Origin of the sequence: Streptomyces sp. NPDC018019 (genome assembly GCF_044327805.1) — a bacterium.
Lineage (GTDB): Bacteria > Actinomycetota > Actinomycetes > Streptomycetales > Streptomycetaceae > Streptomyces.
Genome location: NZ_JBIRGD010000002.1, coordinates 560,540 through 581,424 on the forward strand (window position 1 = coordinate 560,540; position 20,885 = coordinate 581,424).

General features: G+C 74.6%; 18 protein-coding genes. 10 read left to right on the forward strand and 8 right to left on the reverse strand.

Annotated features, from left to right (window positions below):
* Positions 1-56: 56 nt before the first annotated feature.
* From ACH4FX_RS05675 to ACH4FX_RS05700, 6 genes are all read left to right on the forward strand, one after another.
* Entirely contained in the window at positions 57-764 is a 708-nt protein-coding gene (locus tag ACH4FX_RS05675; RefSeq protein ID WP_398475451.1) for a response regulator, read from the forward strand.
* Complete coding sequence (locus tag ACH4FX_RS05680; protein WP_398475453.1) at positions 761-2,464, forward strand: ATP-binding protein; 1,704 nt, start codon at positions 761-763, stop codon at positions 2,462-2,464. The genes ACH4FX_RS05675 and ACH4FX_RS05680 overlap by 4 nt, the downstream gene beginning before the upstream one ends.
* A complete protein-coding gene (locus tag ACH4FX_RS05685; protein ID WP_398475455.1) occupies positions 2,461-3,057 on the forward strand; it encodes a hypothetical protein in 597 nt (198 codons plus the stop codon). Before ACH4FX_RS05680 ends, ACH4FX_RS05685 begins: the two co-directional genes overlap by 4 nt.
* Before the next feature lie 86 nt (positions 3,058-3,143).
* A complete protein-coding gene (locus ACH4FX_RS05690; protein ID WP_398475457.1) occupies positions 3,144-4,721 on the forward strand; it encodes a GMC family oxidoreductase in 1,578 nt (525 codons plus the stop codon).
* A 156-nt stretch (positions 4,722-4,877) separates the two neighbouring features.
* Positions 4,878-6,578, forward strand: a complete 1,701-nt coding sequence (locus ACH4FX_RS05695) for a CocE/NonD family hydrolase (RefSeq protein ID WP_398475459.1) — start codon at positions 4,878-4,880, stop codon at positions 6,576-6,578.
* An 88-nt stretch (positions 6,579-6,666) separates the two neighbouring features.
* A complete protein-coding gene (locus ACH4FX_RS05700) occupies positions 6,667-7,065 on the forward strand; it encodes a VOC family protein (RefSeq protein WP_398475460.1) in 399 nt (132 codons plus the stop codon).
* Positions 7,066-7,144: 79 nt separating this feature from the next.
* On the opposite strand, the gene ACH4FX_RS05705 is transcribed toward ACH4FX_RS05700, so the two are convergent.
* Positions 7,145-8,410 carry a DUF4185 domain-containing protein gene (locus tag ACH4FX_RS05705; protein WP_398475462.1) on the reverse strand — a complete coding sequence of 422 codons (1,266 nt, stop codon included), beginning with the start codon at positions 8,408-8,410 and terminating at the stop codon, positions 7,145-7,147.
* A 241-nt stretch (positions 8,411-8,651) separates the two neighbouring features.
* Here ACH4FX_RS05705 and ACH4FX_RS05710 point away from each other — a divergent pair, with 241 nt between their 5' ends.
* Genes ACH4FX_RS05710 through meaB form a run of 3 tightly spaced genes read left to right on the forward strand, consistent with a single transcriptional unit; the run spans position 8,652 to position 13,810 of the window.
* Positions 8,652-10,544: a methylmalonyl-CoA mutase family protein gene (locus tag ACH4FX_RS05710; protein WP_398475464.1), complete on the forward strand. Its 1,893-nt coding sequence runs from the start codon at positions 8,652-8,654 to the stop codon at positions 10,542-10,544.
* A complete protein-coding gene (scpA, locus tag ACH4FX_RS05715; RefSeq protein ID WP_398475466.1) occupies positions 10,544-12,769 on the forward strand; it encodes a methylmalonyl-CoA mutase in 2,226 nt (741 codons plus the stop codon). The genes ACH4FX_RS05710 and scpA overlap by 1 nt, the downstream gene beginning before the upstream one ends.
* A gap of 57 nt (positions 12,770-12,826) precedes the next feature.
* The gene (gene meaB, locus ACH4FX_RS05720) at positions 12,827-13,810 is read left to right on the forward strand and encodes a methylmalonyl Co-A mutase-associated GTPase MeaB (protein ID WP_398475532.1); all 984 of its coding nucleotides are present in this window, start codon (positions 12,827-12,829) and stop codon (positions 13,808-13,810) included.
* A 127-nt stretch (positions 13,811-13,937) separates the two neighbouring features.
* Here the strand turns inward: meaB and ACH4FX_RS05725 are convergent, their stop codons facing one another.
* From ACH4FX_RS05725 to ACH4FX_RS05740, 4 genes are all read right to left on the reverse strand, one after another.
* Positions 13,938-14,834: a LysR family transcriptional regulator gene (locus ACH4FX_RS05725; protein ID WP_398475468.1), complete on the reverse strand. Its 897-nt coding sequence runs from the start codon at positions 14,832-14,834 to the stop codon at positions 13,938-13,940.
* Positions 14,835-14,846: 12 nt separating this feature from the next.
* Complete coding sequence (locus ACH4FX_RS05730; protein ID WP_398475470.1) at positions 14,847-15,647, reverse strand: SDR family NAD(P)-dependent oxidoreductase; 801 nt, start codon at positions 15,645-15,647, stop codon at positions 14,847-14,849.
* Between the two features lie 129 nt (positions 15,648-15,776).
* Positions 15,777-16,292, reverse strand: a complete 516-nt coding sequence (locus ACH4FX_RS05735; RefSeq protein ID WP_398475472.1) for a lytic polysaccharide monooxygenase auxiliary activity family 9 protein — start codon at positions 16,290-16,292, stop codon at positions 15,777-15,779.
* 291 nt (positions 16,293-16,583) lie between these two features.
* Positions 16,584-17,045 (reverse strand): SCP2 sterol-binding domain-containing protein, encoded by a 462-nt coding sequence (locus ACH4FX_RS05740; protein ID WP_398475474.1) that lies wholly within the window; start codon positions 17,043-17,045, stop codon positions 16,584-16,586.
* Between the two features lie 330 nt (positions 17,046-17,375).
* On the opposite strand from ACH4FX_RS05740, the gene ACH4FX_RS05745 reads away from it, so the two are divergent.
* Positions 17,376-17,879 carry a hypothetical protein gene (locus ACH4FX_RS05745; RefSeq protein WP_398475475.1) on the forward strand — a complete coding sequence of 168 codons (504 nt, stop codon included), beginning with the start codon at positions 17,376-17,378 and terminating at the stop codon, positions 17,877-17,879.
* Between the two features lie 115 nt (positions 17,880-17,994).
* Here the strand turns inward: ACH4FX_RS05745 and ACH4FX_RS05750 are convergent, their stop codons facing one another.
* The 3 genes from ACH4FX_RS05750 to ACH4FX_RS05760 form a co-directional block, all read right to left on the reverse strand.
* The gene (locus ACH4FX_RS05750) at positions 17,995-18,336 is read right to left on the reverse strand and encodes an SH3 domain-containing protein (RefSeq protein WP_398475476.1); all 342 of its coding nucleotides are present in this window, start codon (positions 18,334-18,336) and stop codon (positions 17,995-17,997) included.
* A gap of 158 nt (positions 18,337-18,494) precedes the next feature.
* A complete protein-coding gene (locus ACH4FX_RS05755) occupies positions 18,495-20,015 on the reverse strand; it encodes a protein kinase (RefSeq protein ID WP_398475477.1) in 1,521 nt (506 codons plus the stop codon).
* A gap of 29 nt (positions 20,016-20,044) precedes the next feature.
* On the reverse strand, positions 20,045-20,812 hold the full coding sequence (locus tag ACH4FX_RS05760; protein ID WP_398475479.1) for a serine/threonine protein kinase: 768 nt from the start codon (positions 20,810-20,812) through the stop codon (positions 20,045-20,047).
* Positions 20,813-20,885: the final 73 nt, after the last annotated feature.

Below are 20,885 nucleotides of genomic sequence, written 5' to 3' on the forward strand. Positions count from 1 at the left end.
TGCGGGCAGGATCCGTCTGTTACCGATCCATCATGAAACTTATTGATACTGGTCCCATGCCCCGAGTACTTCTCATCGAGGACGACGCCGCGGTGCGCGACGGCGTGACCCTCGCGCTGCGCCGGCGCGGCCACGAGGTGGCGGCCGCGGCCAGCGGCGAGGACGGCCTCGACCTCCTCCCTGCCTTCCGCCCCGACATCGTGCTGCTGGACCTGATGCTCCCGGGCAAGGACGGCTTCGAGGTCTGCCGGCGCATCCGCGCCGACCGCCAGCTGCCGATCATCATGCTCACCGCCCGCGGCGACGACCTGGACGTGGTGCTCGGACTGGAGGCGGGCGCCGACGACTACATCGTCAAACCCGCGCGCGGCGAAGTGCTGGAGGCCCGCATCCGCGCGGTGCTGCGGCGTACCGCACTGCCCGCCGACGGTGCCGCCGGCCCCGCCGAGCCCGGCCCCGCCCCCGTGGAGACCTACGGCGAACTGGCCGTGGACCGTGCCGGACTGGTCGTCACCAAGGGCGGCGCCGATCTGCCGCTGGCCCCCTCGGAGATGAAGCTGCTGCTGTTCCTGTCCGCGACGCCCGGCCAGGTCTTCAGCCGCCAGCAGTTGCTGGAACACGTGTGGGAGCACAGCTACCACGGCGACGCGCGCCTGGTGGACGCGTGCGTGATGCGGCTGCGCACGAAGATCGAGGACACCCCGCGCAGCCCCCGGTACGTCCAGACCGTGCGCGGCTTCGGCTACCGCTTCGGCCCCCTGTGAGGCGCCCAAGGCCCGCGGGCGGCGCGCGCCGCCCCCTGCTGCCGCGTTCGCTGCCCCGCGGCCTGCGGGCCCGGCTCGTCGTCGCGTTCCTGCTGGTCGCCGCGGTCAGCGCGCTGACCACCGCGGCACTGACCTACCGCGAGGCCCGCAACGCCATCCTCCAGCGCTCCCAGGACACCGCGATCCAGGACCTCAGGGGGCAGGTCAACTCGCTCGCGCCCGACCTCGCGGTGCCGCCCACCCGGGAGGACCTGGAGGAGTTCGCCCGGCAGCTGGACCGCTCCGGCCGGGCCCGGGACTGGGACGTGTACGTCCGGTACGAAGGCGTCGCCGAGGACGAGCGCGGCCGGCGCCACCCGGTCGTCGTCCCCGAGGAGCTCCGGGAATCGGTCGAGAAGCGCCATGTGACCGCCTTCCAGCGGGTGGACCGCAACGGCGATCCGTGGCTGCTGATCGGCATGCCGGTGCTGCAGTCGCAGACCGGGAGCCGCAAGGCGGCCCCGCTGTCCGTCTACGCCCAGCTCCCGCTGCGCGCGGAGGAGGCCAATGTCGAGGCGCTGGTGAGCGCCGCGCAGCGGGGCGCCCTTCCGGCGCTCGCGCTGGCCGTGGTCCCGGCGCTGCTCGCGGCCCGCGGTGTGCTGCGGCCGGTGCGCGGGCTGCGGCAGGCCGCCGGGCGGATCGCGGAGGGCAAGCTGGAGACCCGGCTGGAGGTCAAGGGCGCCGACGAGCTGGCCGACCTGTCCCGGACGTTCAACGACATGGCCGCCAAGCTGGAGGAGAGCGTGGCCGACCTGCGGCGCATGGAGGCCAACGCCCGGCGCTTCGCGGCCGACGTCTCGCACGAGCTGCGCACACCGCTGGCCGCGATGAGCGCCGTCACCGACGTGCTCGACGAGGACGCCGACGCGCTCGACCCGGACACCGCCTCCGCGGTCCGCCTGATCAGCCAGGAGACCGGCAAGCTGGCGCGGATGGTCGAGGACCTGATGGAGGTCTCGCGCTTCGACGCCGGGGCCGCGGCGCTGCACCTGGACGAGGTGGACGTCGCCGAGACGATCCGCAAGACGCTCCAGGCCCGGGCCTGGCAGGGCCGGGTGGGCACCGAACTGCCGGACGGCGTACGGGCCCGGCTGGACCCGCGGCGGCTGGACGTCGTGGTGGCCAACCTCGTCGGCAACGCGCTGCACCACGGCGGGGAGCCGGTACGGGTGCTGCTGCGGGCGCCGGAGCCGGGCGACGGGCGGCTGGTGATCCGGATCGTGGACAGCGGTCCGGGCATCGACCCCGAGGTGCTGCCGCACGTCTTCGACCGCTTCTACAAGGCGGACTCCGCGCGCGCCCGTTCCGAGGGCAGCGGGCTGGGCCTGGCCATCGCCATGGAGAACGTACGGCTGCACGGCGGGACCATCCAGGCCGCCAACTGCCCTGAGGGGGGCGCGGTGTTCACCGTGGAACTGCCGCTGCCCGAGCAGGGGGCGAGCGGCGGCGCGGAAGCGTCCGAGACGGCCGGGGAGCCGGCGCGGGGGCCCGTGGACGGTGCCGCCGCGGACCGGGACAGCGCGGACCGTACCAAGAGCGGCGCGGCCGGTGCGGACCGGACCCGGGACGCCGCGGACGACGGCGGCGATCCCCAGGTCGAGGCGCCGGCGGACCGCGGACGAGGGCCGGCCGCGCCGGCCGGGAAGGCGGACCCGACGTGAAGCTGTTGAACTCCGCACGGGCCCGGCACATCGCGCTGGGCGGGCTGCTGGCGGCTGCGCTGGGCGGGCTGTCGGCGAGCGCCCTCACCGGCTGCGGCATCGCGCCGACCGGCGTGATCGACGCGGGCGAGCCGGCGCACGGCGTCAAGGCGCCCGGCAAGCCGGCGCCCGACGTGCAGCTGTACTTCCTCGGCCCGGCCGGCATGCGCGCCGCCAGCCGCCCCGCGAACGCGCCGGTCGGCCCGGAGGAGGCGATCCAGCTGCTGCTGGCCGGCCCCAACGAGGCCGAACGGCAGCGCGGGCTGACCAACGTGCTGCCGGTGCTGCCCGGCCGGATCACCGCGGAGGCGCAGGACGGCGCGGTCACCGTCCGCCTGCCCGTGAACGCCAAGCGGCTCGACACCCCCTCGATGAGCCAGCTGGTGTGCACCGCCGCCAACGCCAACGTGCCCGGCAGCCGCCGGCCCTCGGACGTCCGGGTCACCCTGGTCGGCGACGGCGTCCGGGTCGGCCCGATGGTGTGCGGCGGCACCAACGCCTTCCCCCTCATCCAGCCCGGGCCCTCGGCCGTCGCTCCCGCCCCGGAGGACTGACGCCGCCCCCGCCGGTTCCCCTACGATCACCCACGGACACGGGGGCACGGGGCACGGCGGGCTGGGGACATCGGGAGGCGGGTCGGATGGCCGGTGCAGGGGTGTACGACCAGGCGTACGACCACATCGTCGTCGGCGCCGGGTCCGCGGGCTGTGTGCTCGCGGCCCGGCTGTCCGAGGACCCGACGGTGCGCGTCGCGCTGGTGGAAGCGGGCGGGCCGGACCGCAAGCAGGAGATCCGCGTCCCGGCGGCCTTCCCCAAGCTCTTCCGGACCCCGTACGACTGGAACTTCACCACGGTGCCCCAGGCCGGCCTGCACGGACGGGAGTTGTACTGGCCGCGCGGCCGGACCCTGGGCGGTTCCTCGTCGCTCAACGCGATGATGTGGGTGCGCGGCCACCGTGCCGACTACGACGGCTGGGCCGAGACGGCGGGCGAGGAGTGGTCCTGGGACGGGGTGGCCCGCTACTTCCGGCGGGCGGAGCGCTGGGCCGGACCGCCCGGTGGCACCGTGCACGGCGCCACCGGACCCCTGTGGATCTCCCCGGCGCGCGACGCCCACCCGCTGACCGGCGCCTTCCTCGACGCGTGCGCGGAGGCCGGTCTGCCGCGACTCGCGGAACTCAACGGGCCGGACCACAGCGGCTGCGCGCCCACCCCGCTCAACCAGCGGCGCGGGCGCCGGTGGAGCGCCGCCGACGGCTATCTGCGCCCGGCGCTGCGGCGCGCGAACCTGCGGGTCGTCACGGGGCAGGAGGTGCGCCGGGTGCTCTTCGAGGACGGCCGGGCGTACGGCGTCGAGCTGCCCGGCGGGCGGCTGCGGGCGCGCCGCGAGGTCGTCCTGTGCGCCGGCGCGATCGGCTCCCCGCAGCTGCTGCTGCGCTCCGGCGTGGGCGACCCCGGGCAGCTGGCGGAGGCCGGCATCGCTCCGGTGGCCGAACTGCCCGCGGTGGGCCGCCACCTCCAGGACCACCTGTCCGTACCGGTCCTGATGCGCACCGCGCTGCCCCGCACGCTCACCGGCGCCGACACCCCCGCGAACGTCGCGCGCTACCTGCTGTCCCGCCGGGGCCCGCTGACCTCCAACATCGGCGAGGCCGTGGCGTTCGTGCGCAGTTCCGAGGATCTGGCCGTACCGGACCTGGAGCTGATCTTCGCGCCCGTCCCGTTCGTCGGACACGGTCTCCGGGCGCCGACCGAACACGGCGTCACCATCGGCGTGATCCTGCTGCGGCCGGAGAGCCGCGGCCGGATCACCCTGGGCGACGGCCCGGACGCGCCGCCGCTCATCGACCCGGGCTACCTGACGTCCGACGCGGACCTGCCGCGGCTGCTGGCCGGGGTCCGCTTCGCCGAGCGGCTGTACGGGACGCGCGCGCTGGCCCCGCACGTCACGAAGCCGCTGGAACCCTGGCCCGGCGCACAGGACGACCGGACCGCCGGGGAGACCGTCCGCGCCCTCGCCGAAACCCTCTACCACCCGGTGGGCACCTGCCGGATGGGCACCGGCGACGACACCGTGACCGACCCCCGCCTGCGGGTGCGGGGCGTCACCGGGCTGCGCGTCGCGGACGCCTCGGTCATGCCGGCGATTCCCCGCGGGCACACCCACGCCCCCACCGTGATGATCGCCGAACGGGCCGCGGACCTGCTCCGCGCCTGACCGGCCGTTCCGGTGCGTACATGCGCGATCCGGCGGAAAGCCGGACACTGGATCACCCGGGACGGCACCCCGGAACGGCACAGGGAGTGACGCCCGTGTACCCACCGTGACGAGCCCCGCGGGGAAGGCGGACGCAACGGACGACGGGAGGGACCGATGACGGAATCCATGCTCCGCGACCGGACCAGGCGGGGGCTCGGCCGCCTGGTCGACCGGTACCTGGACCTGCCCGAGCCGGTCACGCCCGATGTCGAGTGCGTCCGCGACCTGCGCGTGCCCATGCGGGACGGCACCGTGCTGCTCGCCGACCGCTACCGGCCGCGCGGCGCCGGGCCGCTGCCGGTGGTGCTGCTGCGCACCCCGTACGGCAAGCACAAGCCGGACATCAGGCTGTTCGCGGGCGTGCTGGCCCGGCGCGGCTTCCAGGTCGTGGCGCAGAACGTACGCGGCGTCTTCGGCTCCGGCGGCGACTTCCGCGCCTTCGTGCACGAGAAGGAGGACGGGCTGGACACCGCGGCGTGGCTGCGCGAACGGGCGTGGTGCGACGGCCGGCTGGCCACCGCGGGCGCCAGCTACCTCGGGCACACCGAGTGGGCGATCGGCCCGTACCTGGACCCGCCGCTGGAGGCGATGTGCCTGGGCATCACCACCTCCGGCTTCCCCGCCGCCTTCTACCCGGGCGGGGTGCTGGCGCTGCACAACATGCTGGTGTGGTCCTCCGCGACGGGCACCCAGGAGGAGGCGCCGCTCGGCGGACTGCTGCCCAACCCGCTCCAGACCCGCAGGGTGCAGCGCGCGATGCGCACGCTCCCCGTCGGCGAGGCCGACCTCGCGGCCATAGGGCGGCCGGAGCGCTTCCTGCGCGAGGTCAGCGCGCACGCGGTGCCCGGCGACGACTTCTGGGCGCCGATCGACCACAGTGCGGCGGCGCTGCGGATGTCCACGCCGACCAGCATGGTGACCGGCTGGTGGGACCTGTTCCTGCCGTGGCAGCTGCGCGACTTCGCGGCGCTGACCGCCGCCGGGCACCGCTCGCGGATCACCATCGGGCCGTGGGCGCACGACCGGAACGCGCTCAAGGCCACGCTCACCGACCACGTCTCCTGGCTGAGCGCGCAGCTCGCCGGCGACGCGACGCAGCTGCACCAGTCCCCGGTCCGCCTCTACCTCCAGCGGGCGGGCCGCTGGCTGGACTTCGACCGGTGGCCGCCGCCGCAGTCGGTGCCGACGCCGCTGCGCCTCCAGCCGTCCGGCGGGCTCGACTGGCCGGAGCCGCCGGACGGCGCGCCCGACCGGTTCACCTACCACGGCGCCGACCCGACCCCGTCGACCGGCGGCCCGCTGCTGCTGCCGGGCGAGATCCGGCAGCAGGACAACGCGGCCGTCGAACGGCGGCCCGACGTCCTGGTCTTCACCGGCCGGCCGCTCCCCCGCGACCTGGACCTGATCGGCCCGGTGTCGGCCGTGGTGCACGTCCGTACCGACTCCGGGCACGGCGATGTCTTCGTCCGGCTGTGCGACGTGGACCGGGCCGGGATCTCCCGCAACGTCACCGACGGCATCCTGCGCCTGCGCCCGGGCTCGCCGCCCGCGGACGCCGACGGCGTGGTGACGGCCCGGGTGGAGATGCACCCGACCGGCTACCGGTTCCTGCGCGGGCACAGCCTGCGGGTGCAGGTGGCGGGCGGCGCGTTCCCCCGGTACGCGCGCCACCACGGGACCGGGGAGCCGGTCGCGTCCGCCGTCGCCTGCCGGCCGATACGGTTCGAGGTCTTCCACGAGCCGGGCCGCCCCTCCGCGGTCGTGCTGCCGCTGATGACCGCGCCCGCCCCGCCCGGCGGGAGTGAACCGGCCTGAGCGCGGTACTCGTCGTCCCGTCCGCGCGCCGCGCGGCCGGCACCGGCGACGGTGCCCCGCCGAGGGCCCACGGGGCCGAGGAGATGCCATGGGACTGGTCAAAGCGGCCGTCATCGTGCTCGACTGCGCCGAGCCGGAGAAGCTGGCGGACTTCTACGCCGACTTCCTGGAGGGCGAGATCCGCACCGAGCACCTGCCCGACCGGGTGGAGGTCATCGCCAACGGCGCCCAGCTGTCCTTCCGCCGCGACCTGAACATGACGCCGCCGACCTGGCCGCGTCCCGACAGCTCGCTCCAGGCCCATCTGGACCTGCTGGTCGACGAGGCGGACATGGATGAGGCGGAGCGCAAGGCGGTCGGTCTCGGCGCGCGCCCGCTGGACACCAAGGACGACACCGGCCCCCGCGAGGTGCGGATCTACTCCGATCCGGCCGGGCACCCGTTCTCGCTGCGCTGCTCGCTCCAGTCGGGCCCGAAGACCGACTGAGCCCGCGCCGCGCGCTGCCTGGGCCGGCGCTCAGCCGGCGTCCGGCCGTCGCGGGCCCACGGTGATCACCACGTACCCCTCACCCGGGCCCCAGGCGCAGCCGCAGGAAGCGCGGCCGGTACAGCTCGACATCGCCGTTGATCTGGGCGTCGGAGGGGACGCCCGGTGGTCCGAGCCAGTTGATGTCGTAGCTGAGCAGGAGTTGGCCCGCGGCGTCGGTGAACTCCGGGTGCGCCTGCGGGTTGTACGCGGCGACGCGGTGCTGTCCGGTGGGGTCGGCCGGCCGGGGCGGGGTGATGCGTCCGGCCGGGCCGTGCCACGGTCCCTCGGCCGAGCACGACCAGTAGGTGGTGACGGAGGACAGGGCGTTGCCGGGCGCCCCCGGCGTGTCCATCGACAGCAGCACCCACGTGGCGCCGTCCCGTACGACGGTGAAGGAGCTGCCCACGCCGCGGCCCGCGCCCGCGCGGATCACCGGGGCCGCCCGGTCCGCGTGCGGCTGCCAGTCCTTCCCGTCCCAGAACCGCCACGCCCCGGCCTGTCCCAGCTGTCCGGTGGGCACCCGGGCCAGGTAGGCGTTGGAGGTGGGGCGCGACGGCCCGTCGTCCCCGCCGTAGACGTACGTCCACGCGCCGTCCTGTACGGAGGCGGTGCCGTACAGGACGCGGCGCGCGGGGTCCTGTACGGAGGACTGGTCGACGACCGGGGTGATGCCTTCCAGCCGCAGGTCGGGGAGGGAGAGGGTGGCGACCTCGGTCGCGCGGGGGACGCCGAAGATCCACGGACCCTGGCCGGGCGTCCGGTTCCACAGCAGGACGCGGACGACCTGTTCCGGGGAGCCGGGCGTACGGGGTTCCACGTGTGCCTGCACCGGCCAGCGCCAGCCGTCCGGCAGGTCGGGGAAGTACGGTCCGGTCCCGGAGCCGGTGGTGCCGGTCAGGGTGCGTTCCAGGCGGCCCGAACGGCCCATGACGACGAGGGAGTTGTGCACCAGGGCGGGGGTGCGGCCGGTGTCGGAGGAGCGCCGGTGGTACGGCCGCCCCTGCGGGTCGGGCGGCGGCTGGATCCGGTCGGTGAAGGTGTCGGAGAAGATCCACAGGGTCCGGCCGTCCGGCAGCCGGACGGAGTGGGTGCCGTCGCCGCCGGTCCAGTCGTCCACCCGGGTGTTGTCGTTGCCGTAACGGGTGAATTCCCGGGTGAAGCGGGATTCCGCCGACCACGAGGTGATCTTCCGGCCGGTGCACGCCGGGCGCTCGTCGCCGGGGCGCACGAGGAGCAGGACCACGCCGGCGAGCAGGGCGAGTACCGCCGTCACGGCGGCGGTTCGCCTCACCGGCACGCGCATGTCCCTCCTCGTCGGGGTGGCGGGGCCGCCCACCGTACAGAACCCGTCCGCCAAGGGCGGCATACCAGCCCATTCGCCATGAAAGCGGCAGGCTGCCCGCCGCAGGCACCTACTCGCGGGTAGCGACACCGCCGGAAGGGCGATCGTAGAGCTTCCCAACGGAGCAATCCCAGGTCAACGAGTGCAAGGTCACAGCCCGATGCCCTGCTGCGGCTAACGACCGTTCGCCTAGCCTGCTGTCATGACCGCCCAGCCCTCCGAACTCCCTCTGGCCGCCGCGTTCCCGGACGCGGACCGCGAGCAGTGGCAGCGCCTGGTCGAAGGCGTGCTGCGCAAATCGGGCGCCGCGGAGGCGACCGGCACCGCCGCCGAAGACGCGCTCGCCACCGCACTCCAGGACGGCATCCAGGTCCGTCCGCTCTACACCGCCGAGGACGCGCCCGCCGCCGCGGCGGCCACCGGCCGCCCCGGGTTCCCGCCGTTCGTCCGGGCCGGCCGTGCCACCGGCAGCACCGTGGCGGGCTGGGACGTACGGCAGCGCCACGCGGACACCGATCCGCGGCGCGCCAACGAGGCGGTCCTCGCCGATCTGGAGAACGGCGTCACCTCGCTGTGGCTGGCCGTCGGGGACGGCGGCGTGCCGGTGCCGGAGCTGGCCATCGCGCTCGACGGGGTCTATCTGGACCTCGCGGCCGTCGCCCTGGACGCGGGCGCGGACTTCGCGGAGGCGGCCGACGCGTGGTTCCGGCTCTGCGCGGAGAAGGGCGTGGCGCCCTCCGAGACGGCGGGCACCCTGGGTGCCGATCCGCTGGGCGTGCTGGCCCGCACCGGCCGTTCGGCCGCCCTGGCCGGACACCTGGAGGCGGCGGCCGGGCTGGCCCGGCGGTGCGCCGACGAGGCGCCCCGGATGCGCGCACTGGCCGTGGACGCGCTGCCCTACCACGAGGCGGGCGGTTCGACCGCCGAGGAGCTGGGGTGCTCGCTGGCCGCCGGCGTGGCCTACCTGCGGGAGCTGACCGCGGCGGGCCTCGGTGTGGACGCCGCCTGCGCGCAGCTGGAGTTCCGGTACGCGGCGACCGCCGACCAGTTCCTGACCATCGCCAAGCTGCGGGCGGCCCGGCGGCTGTGGTCGCGGGTCGCCGAGGTGTGCGGCGCCTCCCCCGCGGCCCGCGCGCAGCGCCAGCACGCGGTGACCTCGACGGTCATGATGACCCGTCGGGACCCGTGGGTGAACATGCTGCGCACCACCGTGGCGGGCCTCTCGGCGGGTCTGGGCGGCGCGGACGCCGTCACCGTCCTGCCGTTCGACGCGGCGCTCGGCCTGCCGGACGCGTTCGCCCGCCGTATCGCGCGCAACACCCAGTCGATCCTGCTGGAGGAGTCGCACCTGTCGAAGGTGATCGACCCGGCGGGCGGCTCCTGGTACGTGGAGCGGCTGACCGACGAGCTGGCCCGCGCGGCCTGGGCGTGGTTCCAGGAGATCGAGGCCGCGGGCGGGCAGGCCGCGGCGCTCGGCTCCGGGATGGTCGGCGAGCGGCTGGCCGCGACCTGGCGCCGGCGGTCCGAGGACCTGGCGCACCGCCGTGAACCGGTCACCGGCGTCAGCGAGTTCCCGTTCCTGGCCGAGCCGCCGGTGGAGCGCGAGCCCGCGCCCGTACCGGCCGGCGGCGGTCTGCCGCGGGTGCGCCGGGACGAGGCGTACGAGGCGCTGCGCGCCCGCTCGGACGCGCACCTGGCGGCCACCGGCGCCCGTCCCAGGGCGTTCCTCGCCGCGCTCGGCCCGGCCGCGGTGCACACCGCGCGTGCCGCCTTCGCCTCGAACCTCCTCCAGGCGGGCGGCATCGAGCCGGTGCACGACCCGGTCTCGGTGGACGCGGAGTCGGCGGCCGAGGCGTTCACGGCGAGCGGCGCGGGTATCGCCTGCCTGTGTTCGAGTGACGCGCTCTACGCCGAGCAGGCCGCCGAGGTCGCGGCGGCGCTGAAGGCCGCGGGCGCGCGACAGGTGCTGCTGGCCGGGAAACCGGGCGAGCGGCGGGAAGCATATGTACGAGCCGGAGTGGACGCGTTCGTCTTCGCGGGCTGCGACGCGGTCGGGGTGCTGGCCTCGGCCCTGGATGTCATGGAGGTGGCGTGATGGAGCGCGCGACGGGGCGGGCGGGCGCCATCCCGGACTTCAGCACGGTCGAGCTGGGCGAGCCGCGGGCCCCGGAGGGCGGCGCGGCGCAGTGGACGGCCGCCGTCCAGGAGGCCACCGGCAAGGGCGTCGACGACCTGGTGTGGGAGACGCCCGAGGGCATCGAGGTCAAGCCGCTGTACACCGGCGAGGACCTGGCCGGGCTGGACTTCCTGCGCACGTACCCGGGCATCGCGCCGTACCTGCGCGGCCCGTACCCGACCATGTACGTCAACCAGCCCTGGACCATCCGGCAGTACGCGGGCTTCTCCACCGCCGAGGAGTCCAACGCGTTCTACCGGCGCAATCTGGCGGCCGGTCAGAAGGGCCTGTCGGTCGCCTTCGACCTGCCGACCCACCGCGGCTACGACAGCGACCACCCGCGGGTGACCGGTGACGTCGGCATGGCGGGCGTGGCCATCGACTCCATCTACGACATGCGGCAGCTCTTCTCCGGCATCCCGCTGGACAGAATGACGGTGTCGATGACGATGAACGGCGCGGTGCTGCCCGTCCTCGCGCTCTACATCGTGGCGGCCGAGGAGCAGGGCGTACCGCCCGAGAAGCTGGCCGGGACCATCCAGAACGACATCCTCAAGGAGTTCATGGTCCGCAACACCTACATCTATCCGCCGCGCCCCTCGATGCGGATCATCTCCGACATCTTCGCGTACACCTCGCAGAAGATGCCGCGCTACAACTCCATCTCCATCTCCGGCTACCACATCCAGGAAGCGGGCGCGACCGCCGACCTGGAGCTGGCGTACACCCTCGCGGACGGCGTCGAGTACCTGAAGGCGGGCATCGACGCGGGGATGGACGTGGACTCCTTCGCGCCGCGGCTGTCGTTCTTCTGGGCGATCGGCATGAACTTCTTCATGGAGATCGCCAAGCTGCGGGCGGCCCGGCTGCTGTGGGCGAAACTGGTGCAGCGGTTCGACCCGAAGAACCCCAAGTCGCTGTCGCTGCGCACCCATTCGCAGACCTCCGGCTGGTCGCTGACCGCGCAGGACGTGTTCAACAACGTCACGCGGACGTGTGTGGAGGCGATGGCCGCGACGCAGGGCCACACCCAGTCGCTGCACACCAACGCGCTGGACGAGGCCCTGGCCCTGCCCACCGACTTCTCCGCCCGCATCGCCCGCAACACCCAGCTCTTCCTCCAGCAGGAGTCGGGCACCTGCCGGGTCATCGACCCGTGGGGCGGCAGCGCGTACGTCGAGAAGCTCACCCACGACCTGGCGCACCGGGCCTGGCAGCACATCGAGGAGGTGGAGGCGGCCGGCGGCATGGCCAAGGCCATCGACGCGGGCATCCCGAAGCTGCGCGTGGAGGAGGCCGCGGCCCGTACGCAGGCCCGGATCGACTCGGGGCGGCAGGCGCTGATCGGCGTCAACAAGTACCGGGTGGACACCGATGAGCAGATCGACGTGCTGAAGGTCGACAACTCGGCGGTGCGCGCGCAGCAGATCGACAAGCTGCGGCGGCTGCGCGAGGAGCGCGACGAGGCGGCCTGCCAGGACGCGCTGCGGGCGCTGACCGCCGCCGCCGAGGCCGGTCCCGGCCCGGGCCTGGAGGGCAACCTGCTGGCACTGGCCGTGAACGCGGCGCGTGCGATGGCGACGGTCGGCGAGATCTCCGACGCACTGGAGAAGGTCTACGGACGCCACTCCGGGCAGATCCGTACGATCTCCGGTGTGTACCGAGACGAAGCAGGGCCGTCCTCCGGCGTGGACCGGACCCGGGACCTGGTGGCCGAGTTCGAACGGGCCGAGGGGCGCCGGCCGCGCATCCTGGTCGCCAAGATGGGCCAGGACGGCCACGACCGCGGCCAGAAGGTGATCGCGACCGCCTTCGCCGACCTGGGCTTCGACGTGGACGTCGGCCCGCTGTTCCAGACGCCGGCGGAGGTCGCCCGGCAGGCGGTGGAGGCCGACGTGCACATCGTCGGCGTCTCCTCGCTGGCCGCGGGGCACCTGACGCTGGTGCCCGCGCTGCGCGAGGAGCTGGCGGCGCAGGGCCGGGAGGACATCATGATCGTGGTGGGCGGGGTGATCCCGCCCGGCGACGTCCCGGCGCTCCACGAGGCGGGCGCCGCGGCCGTCTTCCCGCCCGGTACGGTGATCCCCGATGCCGCGTACGACCTGGTCAAGGACCTCGCCGGGGTCCTCGGCCACGAGCTGTGAGCCACCACGTTGACGCCTGAGAAGCCCCGGCCCCGAGCGGCCCGCAAGCGACCGACGATCGACATCGACCAGTACGCGGCAGGCGTGCGGGAGGGTTCCCGGGCCTGGATCGCACGCGCCATCACGCTGGTGGAATCCACCCGGGCCGACCACCGGGCGCTGGCACAGCGGCTGCTGGTCGAGCTGCTGCCGTACTCCGGCGCGGCCCGGCGGGTGGGCATCAGCGGGGTGCCCGGAGTCGGCAAGTCGACCTTCATCGACGCGCTGGGCTCCCAGCTGACCGGCGCCGGGCACCGGGTCGCCGTACTGGCCGTGGACCCGTCGTCCAGCCGTACCGGCGGCTCCATCCTGGGCGACAAGACGCGGATGGAGCGGCTGGCCGCCGACCCGGCGGCGTTCGTCCGCCCCTCCCCCACCTCCGGCACGCTCGGCGGGGTGGCGCGGGCGACGCGGGAGTCCATCGTCGTGATGGAGGCCGCGGGCTATGACGTGGTGCTCGTCGAGACGGTGGGCGTCGGGCAGTCCGAGACGGCCGTCGCCAACATGGTCGACACGTTCCTGCTGCTCACCCTCGCCCGGACCGGCGACCAGCTCCAGGGCATCAAGAAGGGCGTGCTGGAGCTGGCCGACCTGGTGTCGGTCAACAAGGCGGACGGGCCGCACGAGCGCGACGCGAAGTCGGCGGCCCGGGAGCTGTCCGGCGCGCTGCGGCTGCTCCGGCCGCCGGACGCCGTCTGGACCCCGCCGGTCCTGACGTGCAGCGCGCGCGAGGGCACCGGCCTGGACACGGTGTGGGACCGCGTCGAGCAGCACCGCAAGCTGCTGGAGTCCACCGGGGCGCTGGCGGAGAAGCGGCGGGACCAGCAGGTCGACTGGACCTGGTCGATGGTCCGCGAACAGCTGCTGAACCGGCTCCGGGACCACCCAGGGGTGCGGGACGTGGCCCCGGAGGTGGAACGCGAGGTACGGGCGGGCACGCTGACGGCGACGCTCGCGGCCGAGCGCATCCTCGGCGCGTTCGGGATGCCGGACGGCGCGTGAAGGCGCCATGATCGCGTCGAAGGTGTCCGGGTCCACGTCGAAGGCGAGGTGGTGGCCCTCGGGGTCCGGCACCGCGTGACGGGCACGGGTTCCCCAGGTGGTGGGCGCGCCCCGTACGGGTGAGTGCTCACTCCGCCAATGGCGTGCCCCGGCCCGCGAAGTGCGCGACCGCCGCCTCCCCGAACCGCCGCTCGGCCTCGGAGACATAGCCGTCCGCGCGCCGCACCAGGCACAGCGTGCGGCGGCAGCCCGGTACGTCCAGGCGCAGCCAGTGGACCGGCGCCTCGGCCGACTCGTTGCGGGCGATCTCCGGGATGAGCCCGATGCCGAGCCCGGCGCCGATCATGAACTGGGTAGCGGCGGGCTCGTCGCCCTCGCAGGTGATGACGGGGCTGCGGCCCGCCGCGGCGAACAGCCGGTCCAGCAGCTCGCGTTGCCAGTGCCCGCGGCGGGTGGTGACGAAGGGCTCGTCCGCGACCTCGTCCAGGCCGACGCTCGCGCGTCCGGCCAGCGGGTGGCCGACCGGCACGGCCAGCAGGACGTCCTCCTCCTTCAGCACCACCGACCGCAGCCCGGCACCGCTCAGGGGCTGCGAGGCGATGCACAGATCCACCTCCCGGCCCGCCAGCTGACGCCGCATCACCTCGGCGGTCGACTGGTGCAGCCGGATCTCGACGCCGGGGTGCGCGGCCCGGAAGGCGGACAGCAGCGACGTGAGGGTCAGCAGCGTCTCGGCGGCGACCACGACCCGCCCCTGGTCCAGGCCCGCGGCGTCCGCCAGTTCGCGGCGCGCGTCGTCCAGCTCACCGAGCGCGCGCTCGACCCGGCGCAGGAAGGCGGCGCCGTACCGGTTGAGGCGCACCGAGCGCCCCTGCCGGTCGAAGAGCGGGACGCCCAGCTCCGCCTCCAGCCGGGCCACCGTCCGGCTCACCGCGGGCTGTGCGACCCGAAGTTCGGCCGCCGCCCGGCTGATGTGCTCGTGCCGGGCCACCATCCGGAACGTCCGCAGGGACGTCAGGTCCACGCCCGCTCCCGCTCAGACGGTGAGGCCGCCGTCGACGGGCAGGATCGCGCCCGTCACGAACGAGGCCCGGTCGCTGAGCAGCCACGCGGCCGCCTGTGCCACCTCTTCGGGGGCGGCCGCGCGGCGCAGCGGGGTGCGGGCCGTGAGCCGGTCGAGGACGTCCGGTTCGCGGGCGGCCCAGTCCTCGATCATGGCGGTCATGGTGGTGCCGGGCGCGATGGCGTTGACGCGGACGCCCTGGGGGCCGTACTCGACGGCGGCGGTCTGGGTGAGGCTGTTCACCGCCCGCTTGGAGGCGCCGTACAGACTCATTCCGGCGGACGGCTTCAGACTGCCGACGCTGCTGTTGTTGACGATCGCGCCGGTGCCGGCGGTGGCGGTGATCGCCCGTATCTCGGCGGCCATCGCCAGCCAGACGCCCCGCTGGTTGACGGCGGTGATCCGGTCGAAGTCCGCCAGGGGGATCTCGGCCAGCGGGGCGTGGCCGATGCCCATGCCCGCGTTGTTGAACGCGCCGTCCAGGCGGCCGTGGCGCTCGACGGCCGTGTCCACCGCCCGCTGTACGGCGTCCGCGTCCGCCAGGTCCGCGACGACGTGCTCGGCGCTGCCGCCCGCCGCCCGTATCTCCTCGGCCACGGCGGCCAGTTCCGGCTCCGTCCGTGCGGTCAGCACGACCGCGGCGCCTTCCCGTGCGAACAGCCGGGCCGCGGCGGCGCCGATGCCGCGCCCCGCCCCGGTGATCAGCAGGACCTTGCCGTCCAGCAGCCGGCCGCCGGCCGTGCCCGGCCGTTCCGTACCCGTCGTATCCGTCATGCCGATCATTGTGCCGGAGGCCGCGGGGGCGCTCCGCCGCGGCCGTGGTGACCGTCGTGCGCACCGCGGCATCCGCGTCAGGGAGCTGTGGCGGGGCGGCGGGCGCGGGCCCGCCGCCCCGCTCCGGCGTCAGCGTATGGTGACGTCGATGCAGGCGTAGAAGGCGTTGGCGGTGTCCGCGACGTTCCAGACGGCGAGCACCTTCTGCTTGCCCTTGATGCCCTGGAAGTTCACGTTGTGGGTGACCGTGGCGGGCGGCTTGGCCCCGTGGTCGTTGATCTCCGCGATCTTGCGTCCGCCGATGAAGTACTGCCAGGTGCTGGTGCGGTGCTGGGCGGTCAGCCGCCAGGTGAAGTTCTGGGAGCTGCCGACCGGGGTGGCCTTCCAGCCCTTGCTGTCGTCGTCGAGCTCACGGAACCGGGCGTTGCCGCCGCTGCAGCTCTTGAGGCCCTTGGGCCCCTCGACGCTCTGCGGCTCCCATTTGATCTCTCCGCAGGAGACGGTGCCCGCCGCACACTGCGCCTGCCGGCTGGCCGGGGCGTTCACATAGCCGTGCGCGCTGGCCGAACCGGCCGGCAGGGTGACGACGAGGAGCGGGGCCAGCGCGGCGCCGATGGCCGTGGCGATCTTTCTCTTCTGGTGCATGTCGACTCCTTCACGGTGGAGGCCCGGCGCAGGGCAGACGGGTACCGGCGCGGGTGCGCCGTACGTCCGTGTTGCGGGGGCCTCGCGGGTGGGGGTGGGTGACGCGAAGGGGTGGTGCCGACGCGCGGGGACCACGGCCGCCCCGGTGTGCAGTGCCGACTCCGTGGGGAGGAACGGGTTCCCGCTCGTCAATTGGTCTAGACTTTACCGACGGGCAGGCCCGGGTCAAGAGTCTGGACATCAACTTATCCCGCCACAGAGGCCACTTGGGACCCATGTGACGCTTTTGCGTCACACCTTGGGGAGGTCGAAGTACCGGTTCAGGGAGGCGGCCAGCGCGAGGTCGCCGGACACCTTGATCTTGCGGGTGACGACCATCGTCACGGGGTTGCCGTTGCCCGACACCAGCCGCAGGAACGCCGCGTCGCCCATGGTCAGCGTCAGCTGCGGCGCGGCGGTACCGGTGCCCTCGCGGACCGTGCAGACCCCGTCCGCGAGCGTGGTCTCGTACACCGCCTCCCACTCCCCGGTGATGTGCCAGCGGATCACCGCGCGCACCTGCCCGGCCCGGTCCGGGCGGAACTGCCGCCCCATCCGCCCGAAGACCTCGCCGAGCACCCGCTCCCGCAGCTCGCCGCGCGCGAGACCGGTGATCTCCTCGGTCGACAGCCCTTTAACGATCCGCGCGAACTCCTCGGGTGTGACGCTCGCGAAGTCGAGCTCGGCCAGCAGCGACCTGACGTCCCGTGCCACGGCACTCTCCTCATGACGGAATTCCTGATTCCAGCATGGTGCACGGGCGGCCCCGGACCGCGTCGCCCGGGGCCGCCCACCGGCACTCCCCTGCTGCCCCACCGGTCACATCCGGCCGCCGGGGCGAGGGCTTCGCGCCGTTCCCCGTACGGCTGCGGGCCCACGGGGATTGACGGCCCGCGTACCGGTTACCCGTCGCCCGTGCACCGCGCGGAGGCGGCCGTTCCGACGTACGCACCTCGCTCCCCCGCAGCGCGCCAGACCAGCGGCCGCGGCCGTCCGCACGGCGCACCCGCGGGAGGCGAGGCACCGGGAACAAGGAGCGCCACCATGTCCGGAAACCGGACCGTCCGCCGCGCCGCCCTGGCCGCCGCCCTGTCGGCCCTCGCCGTCACCGCGCCCGCCGGGGCGAGCGCCACCGCCGCGCCCGCCCCCGCGCCGGCCGGCGACCGGGCCGACGTGCCCGCCCGCAGCGGCAGTACGGAATCGGCCGTCGACCGGGTCGCCGACTTCTACGGCGGCTACCTCGACGCCGTGCACGACGAGGGGCGCGGCGCGCTGGCCGAGGCGCTGCGCACCCACTACCTGACCCCCGAGCTGCGGGCGCGCCTGGCGGACTGGGAGCGGCGGGAGCACGCGGACGGCGTGACACGCGCCCAGGACGCCCCCAGGGCCTGGCGCGTCACCTACAACGACAGCGCCATGGGCCGCGCCTGGACCCGGGTCCGCCTCACCTTCGGCAGCGCCGCCCAGCCGCGGTACACCCACCTGCTCGTCACCTCCGACCTGAACACCCTGCGCATCACCGACATCCGGCCGGACACGGAGCAGTAGCCGTCCGGGGGCGGCCCTGCCGCATGACCGGTCACGCACGGCCGTGGACACAGCCGCCGCGCCGGGCCCGCGCTGTGCGGCGCGTACCCGGCGCGACGTCCCCCGAGAGCCGGTGTCAGCAGTTCAGGTAGGCGACGTGGATCCACACCCCGGTGCGGCCGCCCCACAGGTCGCCCATGATCCAGTTGCCCTGCCGCCCGCGTGCGTTCATCTTCTGACCGGCGTTGACCTTCCCCAGGACCGGGAAGTTCTCACCGGGCCCGCCGCGGAAGTTGACCCCGTTGTCGTTGACGGTGCACACCGGGGCGGCGGCCTGCCGGGCGGCGTGCGACGCGGCGGCGGCACGCTCCGGCTGCGCGGCGGCGTGGGCGGCGCCGGTGGTCGCGACGAGCGTCCCGGTCGCCGCGGTGGCGACGGCCAGCTTGGCGAGCGTCCTGGTGACTGCGGTCCTGCGCATGGTGCTGTCCTTCCGGTTCGTACGGTCCCCGCTGTGTGCGGTGGGCGCTGCCGTTGCCGTACAGCTGCCTGCCTTGCGTGCTCCACGGTGCCCCGGACCGGACCGCCGCGGTACCTGACATCTGTCAGGGCCGCGGCAACGTCGCAGGTCAGCAGGGGTCAGCGGGAGTACTGGGCGAGCTGTCGGGTCACCCGGTCCACATAGCCGCGGGTACGGGCGGGCACGCCGCCGGTGTCCAGGACGACCCGGCTGCTGGTGCGGTAGCCGGCCGCGATCAGCGCGGGCAGGTCGTGGCGCAGCCCGCCGGCCTTGAAGCGCTGGCCCAGCCAGCACAGGTAGGAGCCCATGGAGGCGATGGCGTCGGGCGGTGACCAGTAGTCCTTGCGGCCGTCGTGGTCGCCGTCCACGGCCCAGGCGCGGAAGACCGAAGGGGTCCACATCGCGATGCCGTACTCGTCCTTGCGCCGCGCGCGCGGGTCGAAGCCGCTCTCCGTCTTGAGCATGGCGGCGATCAGGGCGGGCGTCACCTCTTCCTCCGCGCAGCGCTCCGCGGCCCGGGTGATGTACGTCCGCAGAGCGCGCGGCACGTCGGAATCCTCCGGCAGCGCACCGGCGATGGAACCGGTGGCGGGCGGTGTGGCCGACGACGACGCACCGGCGGTCGGCGGGCCGGTCCGGCCGTCGGAGGCCAGCAGTACACCGGCACTTCCGGCCAGGGCGAGCAGCGCGGCGCCGGTGGCCAGCAGCGCTGGTCGGCCTGCGCGGCGCCGGGCGCCGGGCGCGTCACACAGCCGCTGCACACGCCGGGACAGCTCCGCGGCGGTGTGCCGGGCCCGGGACGCGTGGCCGGGCAGCAGACAGTCACCGATCAGTTCCCGCCACCCCGGCGGCAGTTGTCCGTCCAGCCGCAGGGGCGCGCCGCCGCGCGCGTACGTCTGGGCCGCCAGGGCACGGGCCCGCGCGGTACGGCCGGGGAAGGGGTGCCGGCCGCCGGTGAGCACCTGGTGGGCCAGCACGCCGTACGCCCAGATGTCGGCCGTGGGGCGCACCGTCGCACCGCGCTGCCCGGTGCGCTGCGACCACCACTCGGGCGGTACGTGGTCGAGCGAGCCCAGCGGCGGCACGTACGCGTGGCTGCCCTCCAGTTCGGCGGTGAGGCCGAAGTCGGCGAGCCACGCCGTGCCGTCCGGGGCGAGGAGGATGTTGGCCGGTTTCAGGTCCCCGTGCACCCAGCCGCGCCCGTGCAGGTGGGCCAGCCCGTCGGCGACCCCCCGCAGGAGGTGCGGCCCGTCCGGCAGCGGGCGGCCCGCCGCGTCGGCGAGCAGGTCCCGCAGGCTGCGCTCGGCCCGGTCCATGACGAGGGCGGTGAGCCCGTCGAGCGCGGGGTGGTCCGGGTCCTCGACGGTGAGCGCGGCATGGGTCCGGACGACGTTCGGGTGGTCGGCCTCCAGGCTGAAGCGCACCTCCCGGCGGACCAGTTCGGCCATCCAGGCGCGCTGGCCCGGTGCGAGCAGATCGGTCCGCAGGAGCTTGACGGCGGCCGGGCGGCCGTCGCCGGTGTGCTCGGCGGCGTACACGCTGCCCCAACTGCCCGCCCCGATGGGCCCGGTCAGCCGCCAGTCGCCGATCCGGTAGCCGGGCCGGACGCCGGGCGGCGGGGTGGCACTCGTTCCGTCCATGGCGGTCCGCCGTCAGCCCGTCCCGCGCCTCACCGCCTGCCGCCCGGGGACAGCAGGGCGAGGTGCTCCTCACGGATCAGGTCGAAGCGCAGCGCGAAGGCGACGAGTTCGTCGCGCTTGCCGCCGCCGCGGGCGTCCGGCTCCGCCGGGTCGCCGGCGCGCAGCCGCAGTTTCACCGAAGTCAGGTAGTCGATGTGGTAGTTGACGGCCGAGCGGGTCAGCCCCCGGCAGGTCTCCAGCGGGCGCAGCCGCTCCAGCACGTCGCCGACGCCCGGCACGGCTCCGCTGGAGGCGTGGCGCAGCCGGGGTTCGCACAGGGCGAGCAGCACCAGGAAGTACTTGGCGGTCGGGTCGAGCGCGAAGGGGCTCGCCGTCGGCTCTCCCACCCCGTCGTACGGTTCGCCGTCCAGGTACGCGTGTTCCGGCGCGAACACCTTGAAGGACGCCTCGCCGCGCGTCGCGGGCAGCAGGACCCGCGAGAACTCGAAGGGCACCGGGGCCCCGAGCCGGCCGGGGGCGACCTTGATGTGCTCCCCCGCGCCCTCCATGTTCTCCACGACATAGGTCACCGCGTGGCTGAAATTGGACAGCCGCCAGTAGTCCTCGGCGGCGGTGAGCTGCCCCGCCAGGCGCGAGACGCCCGGGTCGGCGAGCGGCACGGCCACCGGGGCGCCCGGCGAGCCGCGCCCGAAGTCCGCGGTGTCCCCCGGCCCGAGCCGCAGCAGCCGTGGCCTGCCGCGGCGCCCGTCCGGCGCCCGCTCCGCCGCCTCGGGCAACTCGACGATGACGGTGTCCACGCCGCTCCCCCGTTCCTGCCGTTCCGCCCCGGTCCTTCCAGCCGTACCACGTGCCGTGCCCGGCGTCCCGTGC